General features: G+C 58.8%; 10 protein-coding genes. 4 read left to right on the top strand and 6 right to left on the bottom strand.

The window, feature by feature from the left end:
- Positions 1-59: 59 nt before the first annotated feature.
- The 3 genes from mtnN (at position 60) to F3I44_RS08485 (ending at position 1920) form a co-directional block, all read left to right on the top strand.
- Positions 60-758 (top strand): 5'-methylthioadenosine/S-adenosylhomocysteine nucleosidase, encoded by a 699-nt coding sequence (mtnN, locus tag F3I44_RS08475; protein ID WP_150010715.1) that lies wholly within the window; start codon positions 60-62, stop codon positions 756-758.
- Positions 751-1545: a vitamin B12 ABC transporter substrate-binding protein BtuF gene (btuF, locus tag F3I44_RS08480; RefSeq protein ID WP_150010717.1), complete on the top strand. Its 795-nt coding sequence runs from the start codon at positions 751-753 to the stop codon at positions 1543-1545. Before mtnN ends, btuF begins: the two co-directional genes overlap by 8 nt.
- A 123-nt stretch (positions 1546-1668) precedes the next feature.
- The gene (locus F3I44_RS08485) at positions 1669-1920 is read left to right on the top strand and encodes a hypothetical protein (RefSeq protein ID WP_150010719.1); all 252 of its coding nucleotides are present in this window, start codon (positions 1669-1671) and stop codon (positions 1918-1920) included.
- A gap of 30 nt (positions 1921-1950) precedes the next feature.
- Here F3I44_RS08485 and erpA read toward each other — a convergent pair whose 3' ends face one another.
- A complete protein-coding gene (gene erpA / locus F3I44_RS08490; protein WP_008925625.1) occupies positions 1951-2298 on the bottom strand; it encodes an iron-sulfur cluster insertion protein ErpA in 348 nt (115 codons plus the stop codon).
- A gap of 204 nt (positions 2299-2502) precedes the next feature.
- On the opposite strand from erpA, the gene hemL reads away from it, so the two are divergent.
- Entirely contained in the window at positions 2503-3783 is a 1281-nt protein-coding gene (gene hemL, locus F3I44_RS08495) for a glutamate-1-semialdehyde 2,1-aminomutase (RefSeq protein WP_150010721.1), read from the top strand.
- Positions 3784-4038: 255 nt separating this feature from the next.
- Here the strand turns inward: hemL and fhuB are convergent, their stop codons facing one another.
- The 5 genes from fhuB to mrcB form a co-directional block, all read right to left on the bottom strand.
- A complete protein-coding gene (gene fhuB, locus F3I44_RS08505; RefSeq protein ID WP_150010725.1) occupies positions 4039-6018 on the bottom strand; it encodes a Fe(3+)-hydroxamate ABC transporter permease FhuB in 1980 nt (659 codons plus the stop codon).
- Positions 6018-6896: a Fe(3+)-hydroxamate ABC transporter substrate-binding protein FhuD gene (gene fhuD, locus F3I44_RS08510; RefSeq protein ID WP_150011003.1), complete on the bottom strand. Its 879-nt coding sequence runs from the start codon at positions 6894-6896 to the stop codon at positions 6018-6020. The genes fhuB and fhuD overlap by 1 nt, the downstream gene beginning before the upstream one ends.
- 10 nt (positions 6897-6906) lie before the next feature.
- Positions 6907-7701, bottom strand: coding sequence for a Fe3+-hydroxamate ABC transporter ATP-binding protein FhuC (gene fhuC / locus F3I44_RS08515; RefSeq protein WP_150010727.1), 795 nt, complete (start codon positions 7699-7701; stop codon positions 6907-6909).
- 39 nt (positions 7702-7740) lie between these two features.
- Entirely contained in the window at positions 7741-9948 is a 2208-nt protein-coding gene (gene fhuA / locus F3I44_RS08520; RefSeq protein ID WP_150010729.1) for a ferrichrome porin FhuA, read from the bottom strand.
- A 201-nt stretch (positions 9949-10149) separates the two neighbouring features.
- Positions 10150-12684, bottom strand: a complete 2535-nt coding sequence (mrcB, locus tag F3I44_RS08525; RefSeq protein WP_150010731.1) for a bifunctional glycosyl transferase/transpeptidase — start codon at positions 12682-12684, stop codon at positions 10150-10152.
- Positions 12685-12774: the final 90 nt, after the last annotated feature.

Raw genomic sequence — 12774 nt, forward strand, 5'->3', positions numbered from 1 at the left:
CTGGATGCCATGGTAGACTATGCCCTAAATTTTGATTCTTTACATTAGCGGAACTCACTATGAAAGCAGGCATTATTGGCGCGATGGAGCAGGAAGTCACACTGCTGCGCGACAAAATTGAAAACCGTCAAACGCTGTCGCTGGCGGGTTGTGAAATCTATACCGGCACCCTGCAGGGCGTTGAGGTGGCACTGCTGAAATCAGGCATTGGTAAAACCTCTGCGGCGCTGGGCACCACGCTGCTGCTGCAGCTCTGCAAACCCGATGTGGTGATCAACACCGGTTCGGCGGGCGGTTTAGCGCCGTCGCTCAGCGTCGGCGATATCGTAGTGTCAGATGAAGTGCGTTATCACGATGCGGATGTCACCGCTTTTGGTTACGAGCCAGGGCAGATGGCGGGTTGCCCGGCCGCGTTTATGGCAGACAGCAAGCTTATCGCCGCAGCGGAAGCCTGCATTAAGCAGCTGGACCTGAATGCCGTACGCGGTCTGGTGGTAAGCGGTGATGCCTTTATCAATGGTGCCGAACCGCTGGCGCGCATTCGCAACCTGTTCCCACAGGCGATTGCCGTTGAGATGGAAGCGACTGCCATCGGTCACGTCTGTCATCAGTTCCAGGTACCGTTTGTGGTGGTCCGTGCGATTTCCGACGTGGCCGATAAGGAATCTCATCTCAGCTTTGATGAGTTCTTAAGCGTAGCAGCGAAGCAATCTTCGCTGTTGGTGGAGAACCTGCTGGCGCATCTGGCGCGTGGCTAAAACGCTGCTTTTCTGCTGGCTGCTGCTGTTGAGCGGCAGCCTGCTTGCCTCCCCGCCCCGTGTTATCACCCTCGCTCCCCACCTTACTGAACTCGCCTTTGCTGCCGGGATTACGCCGATTGCGGTCAGTGCGTGGTCTGACTACCCGCCGCAGGCGAAACAGATTGAACAGGTCGCCAACTGGCAGGGCATCAAGACCGAACGCATTCTGCAGCTCAAACCGGATCTGGTCTTAGCCTGGCGCGGCGGTAATCCGCAACGTCAGATTGACCAGTTGCAGCAGCTTGGGGTACCGGTTAAATGGATTGATCCGCAGACGCTGGAGGAGATGTTCACGGCGCTGGTCGATCTGGGCCGCTGGAGTCCCAGCCCGGAGCAGGCAAGCAGAGCGGCTCAGGCGTTACGGCAGCAGAAAGCCGCACTGCGTCAGCGCTATACTCACCTGACTGCGGTTCCGCTTTTTTTACAGTTTGGACAGCAGCCGCTGTTTACCGCCGCCAGAGCCACGCTGCAGAATGAGATTATTACATTATGTGGTGGCAGGAATATCTTTGCCGACAGTCGCGTCAGCTGGCCACAGGTTAGCCGTGAGCAGGTACTGATGCGCCATCCTCAGGCCGTGGTGACAGCGGGCAGTGCACAGCAGGCGGAAAACATCCGTGACTTCTGGCGGCCACAGCTCACTGTGCCGGTGATTGCCATCAACGAGGACTGGCTGAGCCGGCCAGGCCCGCGACTGCTGCTGGCGGCGCAGCAACTCTGTGTGGCCCTGCATCCCGCTGAATAAACCAGCGAAATGATTAAAGTTGCTGCATTTTTTGCCGTTAATCAATACCAGAGACGAGCCGGCCACGTATGCTTGCCGTCCTTTTAGCGCCACGGCGCTTTTTTAAAACACCAGGAACCATCTATGACCAGAGCACTGCTGCTGGCCATAGGGCTATCGATCGCCGGATCTGCATTTGCGGGATCGATTAATGGCTCTATAGGCGCCAGGCTTGTCATCTATTCACGCTGTGAAATCAACACGGCTAACGGTCAGCCCGCGCCGCAGGTGAACTGCGGCAGACAGGCAAGCGCGCAGCCACGCGTGACCCATAGTCAGATTCAGTCGCAGGGAAGTGTGAAACAGAGTAACCGGCTGGTCACAATAGAGTGGTAAACGAGGCCGTCGTGATGACGGCCTTCGTCATCAGATACTGAAGGAAGAGCCACAGCCACAGGTGGTTTTGGCATTCGGATTGGTCACGATAAAGCGTGAGCCTTCCAGACCTTCGGTATAATCCACTGAACCGCCCACCAGATATTGCAGGCTCATCGGGTCAACCACCAGCGAGACGCCCTGCTTTTCGATCGTCATGTCGCCATCATTCAGCTGGTCATCAAAGGTGAAGCCGTACTGGAAACCACTGCAACCGCCACCGGTGATATAGACGCGAAGTTTCAGCGCCGGGTTCTCTTCGTCGGCAATCAGGTTCTTCACCTTGGTGGCTGCGGCGTCGGTAAACTGCAACGGCAGTGCTACTACTTCATCACTCATGTTTTACTCCGGTAAACGCCCAGGTCAGAAAACGACCTTAATTACGCTATTATCAGCCAGCACCTCAGCGCAATCAAGCTCTCCCCTTCGCACTCTGTGCCGCTTTTACCTCTGTTAAGGGCGCTGCGGGTGAATCCGCCTTTCGTCTGCTGCCCCTCTTCCGTAGAATAGTGCAATATTTTTTGTGAACCGCTGGAGCCGAAAATGAGTAAGTCCGAACAACTGTTTGCCGAGGCACAACGCCTGATCCCGGGCGGGGTAAACTCGCCAGTACGCGCATTTACCGGTGTGGGCGGCGTTCCATTGTTTATTGAACATGCTGATGGCGCGTATCTCTATGACGCCGATGGCAAAGCCTATATCGACTACGTGGGCTCATGGGGTCCGATGGTGCTGGGCCATAACAACGCGGCGATCCGCAATGCCGTGATCGAAGCGGCCCAGCGCGGCCTGAGCTTTGGCGCACCGACCGAAATGGAAGTGACCATGGCACAGCTGGTGTGTGAGCTGGTGCCTTCTATGGAGATGGTGCGGATGGTCAACTCCGGCACCGAAGCGACCATGAGCGCGATTCGTCTGGCACGTGGCTTTACCGGCCGCGATAAAATTATCAAGTTTGAAGGCTGCTATCACGGTCACGCCGATCATCTGCTGGTGAAAGCCGGTTCCGGTGCCTTAACGCTGGGTCAGCCAAACTCGCCGGGCGTACCGGCTGATTTCGCTAAACACACCCTGACCTGCACCTTTAATGACCTCGACTCAGTGCGCAGCGCCTTTGAGCAATATCCTGACGCCATCGCAGCCATCATCGTTGAGCCGGTTGCCGGCAACATGAACTGCATTCCGCCGCAGCCGGAATTCCTGCCAGGCCTGCGCGCGATCTGCGATGAGTTCGGCGCACTGCTGATTATTGATGAAGTGATGACCGGTTTCCGCGTGGCGCTGGGTGGCGCGCAGGCTCACTACAATGTGCGTCCTGACCTGACCTGCCTCGGAAAGATTATCGGTGGCGGGATGCCGGTTGGTGCATTCGGTGGCCGTCGCGACGTGATGGCTGCGCTGGCCCCGACCGGTCCGGTTTATCAGGCGGGCACGCTCTCCGGTAACCCAATCGCGATGGCCGCCGGTTTTGCCTGCCTGACGCAGATCGCGCAGCCTGGCACGCACGAAAAGCTGGATGCCCTGACCCGCCAGCTGGCTGAGGGTCTGCGGGAGGCAGCACAACAGCAAAATATCCCGCTGGTGATCAACCATGTGGGCGGGATGTTTGGCCTGTTCTTCACCGACGCTGACAGCGTGACCTGTTATGCCGATGTGACACGCTGCGATGTAGCGCGCTTTAAAACCTTCTTCCATCTGATGCTGGAGGAGGGCGTTTACTTTGCGCCATCAGCTTATGAAGCAGGCTTTATGTCGCTGGCACACAGCGAAGAGGATATTCAGCGCACGGTCGACGCCGCGCGTCGTTGTTTCGCGAAGCTGTAATTGCGGCAGCGTTAAAGACGAAGACCGGCAGCAGCACCCGGTCCAGGATCTCACAGCAACATAAAACTCAACGCGCAGGGAACACGGGCAGAGGAGGAAAGCGTCCCGCGCCATGGACGGCGCGGGCCGAGCGTGTCAGGGATGACGGCTTTTGCGTCTTTCCGATCTGACCGTGTTCCCTTCGCAGGCTCAGTCTCACAGCCAATCGGGCCAGACTTTGTTAATAATCTCAGACCGGTTTGCGCTGGTCTTTTTTTAACCTGAACGCCGCAGCAGCCAGATAAAGTAAGGCGCACCTAAAAACGTCGCCATCAATCCGGCAGGGATTTGATCCGGAAATGCCAGCATTCGCCCGCACCAGTCAGCCAGTATCATCAATCCCCCGCCCAGCAATCCCGACAGCAGCAGTTGCGGCAAGGCCCGCCGGAACCCCAACATCCGCGCCATATGCGGTGCCATCAGTCCGACAAAACTCAGCGGACCGATAGTCAGCGTCGCGCTGGCGGTCAGCGCGGCGGCCAGCAGCAGCAGACTCAGCCGCGCGGGCGTCAGCGCCATGCCCGCCGAGCGCGCGGTCGCACTTCCTAGCGGCAGCAGCGTCAGCCAGCGGCTCGCCAATGGAGCAAGCGACACCAGCACCAGCGCGCAAATTGCGCTCTGAATCGCCTGACTGCCGCTGATGTTATAGGTCGAGCCGGAGATCCAGCTCAGCAGCCCGCCCATACGCGGATCGCCGCTGGCCAGCAGCAACATCAGCAGGGTGACAAAGGCGCTGTTAAGCGCCATACCCGCCAGCAGCATCCGCTCCGGCGAGAAGCCGCCACGGCTGGCTACCGCCATAATCACCAGCAGCGTCAGCGCGGCACCCAACGCACCGGCGGGCAGCAGCCAGACCATCGCATCGCCTGGCACAAAGAACATCATGACCACTACACCGCAGGCAGCTCCGGAACTGATGCCCAGCACTTCCGGGCTGGCCATGGGATTGCCGGTCAGCCGCTGAATCAGACTCCCCGCCACGCCCAGCATCAGACCGGTTACCAGTGCCGCCAGCACGCGCGGCGCGCGCCACGGCAGCAGTGATTGCAGCATCTCGCCCGCTGCCCCGCTCCAGCCCTGCGCATCACGTCCAAACGCCAGACCACCCCACGCCAGCAGGGCAAGAACAGCGAGACCGATCAGCGCCCAGCGCAGCAGGTTCTGTCGCTCGGCGGGCACATAGTCACCCTGATTCAGCGCGGGCGGCACTGAACCAGTGCGCAGTCGCGGCAGCAGCCACAGCAGAATCGGTACGCCAAGCAGGGCCGTGGCCGTGCCGGTCGGAATATCGCGCCAGTGTGCGCTGAGCCATAACACACAGCTATCTGCAAGCCACAGCAGCAGCGCGCCAGCCAGCGGTGCCAGCAGCATCCGGGTGAGGAGTCGTCGTCCACCCAGCATCTTCGCCAGCAGCGGCGCAAACAGCCCGATAAAACCGATGATACCGGCGACATTGACCAGCTGTGCGCTGAGCAGAATCGCCAGTCCAAGACCGCCAATACGTGCCACAGAGAGTGTCAGACCCAGATTTTTTGCGACACCATCATCCAGCCCCATCAGCGTCAGCGGACGCATCAGCGCCAGCGCCAGCACAAACGCCAGCAGCAGGCGCGGCCAGAGTTGCTGCACGTTTTCCCAGCTCATCTGATTCAGCGCGCCGGTGCTCCACAGAAACATGTTTTGCAGCTGATCGTGATTGAAGATTGCGAAGATTTGATTCACCGCGCCGCTATACAGGCTCAGTACCAGTCCGGCCAGAATCAGCGTCACCGGCGACAGACGTTTGCCCCAGGCCACACCAAACACCAGCGCGCCCACCAGCAACGCACCGCTAAGCGCAGCAAACTGCTGTGTCAACGCCCCGCCTGGCAGATGCCACAGCGTCGCCACGGTAATGCCCAGCTGCGCGCCGGAAGAGACGCCAAGCGTGGTTGGCTCCGCCAGTGGGTTGCGCAGGATCTGCTGAAACAGCAGACCGGCTAACCCCAGCCCGGCACCCACCAGCAGCGCCAGCGCCGTGCGCGGCAGCAGGCTGTAGTGAAACACCATCTGCGGCAGACTATCGACGGCTGGTGACCAGAATGCCTGCCACCATTCAGCCTGTGGCAGTGCCTGGTGCAGATTAACCAGCGTCAGGCTGAGTGAGAGCAGAAACAGCAGGCTGAGGAAGACTGCGGGAAACAGTGCATGGCGCATCAGTGCGTCTCCAGCGCGCGTTCCAGCACGCGAACAAAGTGCAGCGCCGAGAGCGTTGCACCGTAATACCAGACCGCCGGGACGCGCTGAAAGCGTCCGGTGCGAACAAACGGCATGGCCTGCCACAGCGGACTGCGCATCAGCTGCTGCATCTCCACGTCATTGTCATGATCGAAACAGATAACATCCACCTCCCCGGCCTGCGCCAGCTGTTCGATGCCGATCACTGCGCTGCCCCAGAAGTTGGTTTCGCCCTGCCAGCCATTTTTCAGGCCCAGCAGCGTCATCACTTCCAGGAACAGGCTGTTTTTACCGAAGGTAATGGCGTGACGACTGTCGAGCAGCGACATCAGCAGAAGCGTGCGTCCGGCATAGGGTGCCAGCCGCTCACGCGCCGCTGCCAGCCGATCATCGACCTCGCGCAGATGCTGCTCCGCGCGCTCATTTAATCCCAGGCGCGCCGCCAGCTGACGCAGTGATGCGCGCGCGGCGGTGAAGGGTTTTCCGTCGCCGCTGTGAAGGTCGAAGCCCATGATGGGTGCGATGCGCGTCAGTTTCTCTTTAGGCGGGCCGTAGCCGTTGGAGCAGAGGATCAGCGACGGCTGCATTTGCGCCATCAGCTCAAGATTGGGTTCGGTGCGCAGGCCTACGTCAATCACGTCCGCAGGCAGCTTCGGCTCCCCGACCCAGATGTTGTAGTTGTGCAGATCGGCCACGCCCCAGGGCGTAACGCCCAGCGCTATCAGCAGTTCGGTGGGTAACCACTCCAGTGCGATAATCCGGCCCGGATTCGGCGTGGCAGCACGCAGAGGAAGCGCACAAAACAGCGGCGAGGCCGCCAGTGCCAGCAACAGGCGGCGGCGATAAAGATCGGGCATCATCCTTTCCTTAACAGACAAAACTAACCGGCGAGCCGCCCTGCGGGTGCGGTAAAATGCCCATCGGAATGCCATAAATTGCACCGAGCACCTCTGGCTGCATAATCGCCTCCGCGTCACCTTCGGCAATCATCGCGCCCTGACGCAGCGCCACCAGATGATCGCAGTAGCGTGCCGCCATATTGATATCGTGCAGCACCGCAATGACGGTCAGGCCGCGCTGCTGGCTCAGATCTTTGATCAGCGCCAGTACCTCAACCTGATGGGCAATATCCAGCGCCGAGGTCGGTTCATCCAGCAGCAGACAGCGACTGTTCTGCGCCACCATCATTGCCAGCCAGGCGCGCTGACGCTCACCGCCTGACAGACTGTCCACCAGCCGGCCGGCAAAGGGCTTTAGCCCGACCTGCGCAATCGCATCCTCTACCCTATCGCGATCCTCCTGACCAAAGCGCCCCAGCGCCCCGTGCCAGGGATAGCGGCCAATCGCCACCAGTTCACGCACCGTCATCCCTTCGGCGGCCGGTAACTGCTGAGGCAGATAGGCCACCTCGCGGGCAAAGGCTTTACTGTGCCAGCGCCCGACCGGCTGCTGATTCAGCAAAACCTCTCCACTACTGGCCGCATGATGACGGCCCAGCATTTTCAACAGCGTCGATTTGCCCGAGCCATTATGACCAATCAGCGCGGTCATTTTACCCGGTGGAAAAGTCAGCGACAGGGGCTGGAGGAGAGTGCGGCCGGGCACTTCGAAACTGGCATTCTCCAGCCTGAAGGTTGCCTCTTCTGCGTGCGGATGCGGCATGGTTATCCCTGTGAACGGGCGCCGAAGCGCCCGGTTAAATCAGAATCTGAAGGTCGCGGTGCCGACAATCTGGCGTTCCGCACCCCAGTAGCAGGCGTATTCACGGTAGCAGCTGGCGACATACTCGCGATTGAACAGATTGTTGACGTTGACGCCTACCGTCGAGCCAGGCAGGCCGAAGCGACCCAGATCGTATTTCAGCGCCGCATCCACCGTGGTGTAACCGGCTACCTTAAAGTTCTGGTTCTGCTCAGTGCCGGTGCTGTAAAGCCCCTGGCTTTCCCCAACGTAACGCACACCTGCGCCCACTGTCACACCTGACAAGGCGGTTTCGTGGAAGGTGTAGTCGCTCCAGAGTGAAGCCATATGCTTCGGCACCTGCACCGGCGTTTTGCCTTTGAGCTGGGTGTCTTCAGTATATTCCGCATCGGTGTAGGTGTAGGAGGCCGTCAGATTGACGTTAGCGTTCAGCGCCGCTTTAGCTTCCAGCTCTACGCCGCGCGACCGGATTTCACCGCTCTGTACGCTGGCAAACGGATGATTAACCGTATCCGGATCGGCAGTCAGGTTTTTGGTTTTGGTAAGCTGGTAAAGCGCGGCGGTGAGCACCACCGGACGATCTTTCGGTACATATTTCACGCCCGCTTCATACTGCTTAGCGCGTGACGGATCAAATGCCTGCCCCTCATAGGTTGAACCCGCATTCGGAATAAAGGCTTCGCTGTAGCTGAAGTAAGGCGCGATTCCGTTATCAAACACATAGTTCAGCCCCCCACGCCAGGTAAAGGCCTGATCGTTCTGGCGATCAACGCTATTCGCCACCCGATCATAAACCGAGGTCATGGCGTAGTCGTAGCGGCCACCCAGCGTCAGCACCCAGCGGTTCCATTCCATCTGATCCTGTGCATAGAGGCCGGTCTGACGCTGCTTATTCAGATGCTGATAAGGATCGGCAAACGGCGTCACGCTATCATCGCCATATTGCGGGTTAACCGCATTCAGGCTGGATGCCGAGCCAAACTGTGCGTCGATATCATTACGCGTACGCTGGAAGTCCACACCCAGCAGCAGCGTATGATCGACCTGGCCGGTGGCAAACTTTGCCTGTGCCTGAGTATCTACGGCAAACTGATTCAGCTTTTCGCTGGAGGCCGCAGAACCACGGGTAATCTCCTGGGTTGCGGTATTGAAACCATTGCCATAAATACTGCGGTAATCGGTGCGCAGGTCGGCGTAACGCAGGTTCTGGCGCAGCGTCCAGGTGTCATTGAGGGTATGCTCGGCGTTATAGCCCACCATTTTGGTGGTGCGCGATATCTTATTGCTCTGCTCGCCCTCGTCGAAGTCGGTCGGCAGTTTGTACTGGCTGCCATCGGCACGGGTGATCGGCACCACGGTGCCCTGACGCGGCAGCCAGCCGTAATAGCCGGTTTCTGGCTCGTTCTGGAAATAGGTCAGCAGATCAATGCGGGTGCGATCGTCGGGACGCCAGCTGAATGACGGCGCGATGGTGTAGCGCTTCTCTTTATTCATCGACTGCTGCGCATCCTGACTGCGCGCCTGACCGGTCAGGCGATAGCTGTAGACGCCGTTATCATCCAGCGCGCCACCAAAGTCAAAGCCGGTCGAGAAGAGATTGTCGTTACCCATCTGGAACTGTACTTCGCGCAGGGTTTCCTGGGTGGGACGCTTGCTCACCAGTGAGACAACACCGCCCGGATTGCTTTTACCGTAGAGCACCGACACCGGACCGCGCAGCAGTTCGGCGCGCTCCAGAAAGTAGGGATCGATGGCAAACTCGGAGTAGTTATCTCCCTGCAGTTTCAGGCCATCCAGATACTGGTTGGTATTGGTTTCGCTGAAGCCGCGAATCGAAAGCGCATCAATCACGTCTGAGCTGCCACGGTTGCCGGTCAGCACGCCAGGCGTATAGTTAAACGCCCCTTTCACGCTGGTCACGTTGCGCATTTCCATCTCTTCGCGGGTAACCACGGAGACAGACTGCGGATTTTTTTCAATCGGGGTATCGGTTTTGGTGCCGGTGGCGCTGCGTTTCGCCGCCACCGTCGGTGCCGGTCCCCAGGCGCTTTCCGCCTCGACGCCGCTGCCGCCATCCGCTGAGACCACCATGGTCTCCGTCTGAGCAGCGTAAAGCGAGGTACTCAGGCTCAGTGAGATCATGACGCCCAGAAGCGGCCGGGAAAATGTTTTTTTGGTGTTGTCTGCAAAAGTCGTTCGCGCATTCATAAAAAGGTGTCTCTTAAAATAGGCTCAGGCGAGCGAATCGAAACGATAATGATTATTATAACGGATTGGATAATATGCGAACTTCAGCGACGACTGCAAGCAGAAATCCCAGCAGTGACGCCGTTTGCAGGGCCGTTTACCCGTATTAATCAAAAACAAAAAAAGGACGCCGAAGCGCCCTTTTTAACCTGTCTGACTGATTTATTTGCCAAACATATCTTTTATCCAACCGGCTACGCCGTCGCTGTCTTTCTGCTCCTGCGGTTGCTGGGCCGGTTGCTGTTGTTGCTGTTGTTGCTGTTGTTGCTGGTCAAACAGCTGTTGCTGCTGCTGAACCTGCTGCTGCTGTTGCTGACACAGCGCATTCGGATCCAGCGCCCACACCGGCAGAGATCGCCAGGTGCTGCTGCCCGTACCGCAGACAAAGTTACCGGCAGAATCCACATTCATCAGTGACACATCTTCTGGCGGCGTCAGCTGCAACGGCATCGGTGCCTGATTGTCGAGGTAGCGACGGTAGAGCTGCATCGCACCGCTGGCACCATAGAGTTTGGTCGGCTGGTTGTTATCGCGTCCCACCCAGGTGATCGCCACTTCTTTGCCATCAATACCGGCAAACCAGCTATCGACCAGATCGTTGGTGGTACCGGTTTTCCCGGCCAGATGCGCATTCGGGAAACGCGCGCCCAGCGCACGGGCGGTGCCGTGATCGGCGACCTGCTGCAGGGTATAGAGCGTCAGATAGGCGGCCTGAGCCGGTTCAACACGCTGCGCCTGCGGATAACTCTGATAGAGCACGCTGCCATCTTCTGCGATCACCGACCGCACCGCCGACAGCTCAGCGCGGTTACCGCCGCTGGCAATCGACTGGAACGCCTGCGCCACTTCAACCGGCGTCAGGTTAAGCGCACCCAGCAGCATCGCTGGCACCGGATTGAGCTGCTCTTTCGGCACACCCAGCTTGTTCCAGGTATCGACCACCGCATCCAGCCCCAGCGTCATACCGAGGTTAACCGTCGGCACGTTCATGGAGTTGGTCAGCGCGTCCACCAGCATCACTTTGCCGCTGAAGCGACGGTCGTCGTTCATCGGTTTCCACACGGTGCCATTTGGCTGCTTCAGCGCAATCGGCTCATCGGCGATCCAGCTGTTCAGGCGGTAGCTGTTTGGCTGGCTCAGCGCGGTGAGATAGGTCGCCGGTTTCGCCAGGGAACCAATAGAGCGACGCGCCTGCAGCGCACGGTTGTAACCGGCATACTGCGGATCGGCACCACCGACCATGGCACGGACTTCGCCGCTGAAGCGGTCAACCACCACCATTGCGGTTTCCAGATCCTTCAGGCCGCGCTGTTTTTTCAGCGTCGGGATGCCGTCAACCACCGCTTTTTCGGCCGCATCCTGAGAGACCGGATCCAGCGTGGTAAAAATCTTCACGCCGGAGAGATCTTTCACTTTATCGCCCAGTTTCGCCTGAAGCTCGTTACGCACCATCTGCATAAAGGCAGGCTGTGGCGTGATCACACCGCCCTTCGGCTGCACGCCCAATGGACGCGCCGACAACATGTCGTACAGCTCCTGGTCGATCACTTGCTGCTGCTGCAACAGGCGCAGCACCAGGTTGCGGCGTTCCAGCGCCAGTTTCGGGTTGCGCCACGGGTTATAGAGCGACGCCCCTTTCACCATGCCGACCAGCATCGCCTGCTGATCCAGACTCAGCTCATCCACCGGACGGCCAAAGTAGTAGAGGCTCGCCAGCGGGAAGCCGCGAATCTGATCGCTACCCGCCTGACCGAGATAGACCTCATTCAGGTAGAGCTCCAGGATGCGATCTTTGCTGTAGCGCGCATCCATGATCACCGCCATATAGGCTTCACGCGCTTTGCGCCACAGCGAACGCTCATTGGTCAGGAACAGGTTCTTCACCAGCTGCTGCGTCAGCGTACTGCCACCCTGCACCGCTTTCCCGGCCGTGATGTTCGCCAGGAAGGCGCGACCAATGGAGTACGGGCTGATGCCATCATGCTCATAGAAATGGCGATCTTCAGTGGCGATCAGCGTATCGACCAGCAGATCCGGGAAACCGGTACGCGGCACGAAGAGTCGCTGTTCACCATTCGGCGACTGCAGCATGGTGATCAGACGCGGATCGAGGCGGAAAAAGCCAAAATCACGGCCGGTTTCGAGGTTTTTAATCTCGCTCAGCTCATCTTTGGTAAAGCTCATGCGCGCGTGGATTTGCCCCTCTTTACTGTCGGGGAAATCAAACGGGCGACGCAGCAGATCAATGGTGTTGCCCTTCACCGAAAACTCGCCGGGGCGCGTAATACGGGAGACTTCGCGATACTGAGTCCCTTCCAGCAGCGCCACCATTTCACTTTTGTTGTAGGCCATGCCCGGTTCCAGGCTGACCATGCGGCCATAGACGGTGGCGGGCAGTTGCCACACCTTACCGTCAATACGACTGCGAATTTCCGAGTCGAGGTAGATGCCCCACGCGGCCATGACCACCACAAACACCAGGAACAGTTTAATTATCCATCCCAGCCAACGGCGTTTGCCGCGCGGCGGTTTTCCACCTTTACCTTTACGTGGCACCGGCGCTTCCTCCTCGTCATCATTAAAATCGTCCTGATCGATATCCTGTTCGATATCCCTGCGTCGTCCCCGGCCCGCACTGCTGCGCGGCGGCAACGGTTTACCTTTGCGCCCTATTGGTTCGCGATCGTTCCCAGACATTACTTTTCTTCTCCAGGCAGTGCTTACGGCAGCGCCGCTACTCTAACTGCTTTCTCGCGTGCCGCATGGCAGAACCCTCTGAATTCGATC

It is taken from the genome of Pantoea sp. F_5 (assembly GCF_008631595.1).
Classification (GTDB): Bacteria; Pseudomonadota; Gammaproteobacteria; order Enterobacterales; family Enterobacteriaceae; genus Pantoea; species Pantoea gossypiicola.

What these genes read in the sequence shown, in the direction of transcription:
- fhuD (WP_150011003.1), bottom strand. Translation starts at nt 6,896, where the DNA reads ATGCCCGATCTTTATCGCCGCCGCCTGTTGCTGGCACTGGCGGCCTCG.
- mtnN (WP_150010715.1), top strand. Translation starts at nt 60, where the DNA reads ATGAAAGCAGGCATTATTGGCGCGATGGAGCAGGAAGTCACACTGCTG.
- erpA (WP_008925625.1), bottom strand. Translation starts at nt 2,298, where the DNA reads ATGAGTGATGAAGTAGTAGCACTGCCGTTGCAGTTTACCGACGCCGCA.
- hemL (WP_150010721.1), top strand. Translation starts at nt 2,503, where the DNA reads ATGAGTAAGTCCGAACAACTGTTTGCCGAGGCACAACGCCTGATCCCG.
- fhuC (WP_150010727.1), bottom strand. Translation starts at nt 7,701, where the DNA reads ATGCCGCATCCGCACGCAGAAGAGGCAACCTTCAGGCTGGAGAATGCC.
- F3I44_RS08485 (WP_150010719.1), top strand. Translation starts at nt 1,669, where the DNA reads ATGACCAGAGCACTGCTGCTGGCCATAGGGCTATCGATCGCCGGATCT.
- fhuB (WP_150010725.1), bottom strand. Translation starts at nt 6,018, where the DNA reads ATGCGCCATGCACTGTTTCCCGCAGTCTTCCTCAGCCTGCTGTTTCTG.
- fhuA (WP_150010729.1), bottom strand. Translation starts at nt 9,948, where the DNA reads ATGAATGCGCGAACGACTTTTGCAGACAACACCAAAAAAACATTTTCC.
- mrcB (WP_150010731.1), bottom strand. Translation starts at nt 12,684, where the DNA reads ATGTCTGGGAACGATCGCGAACCAATAGGGCGCAAAGGTAAACCGTTG.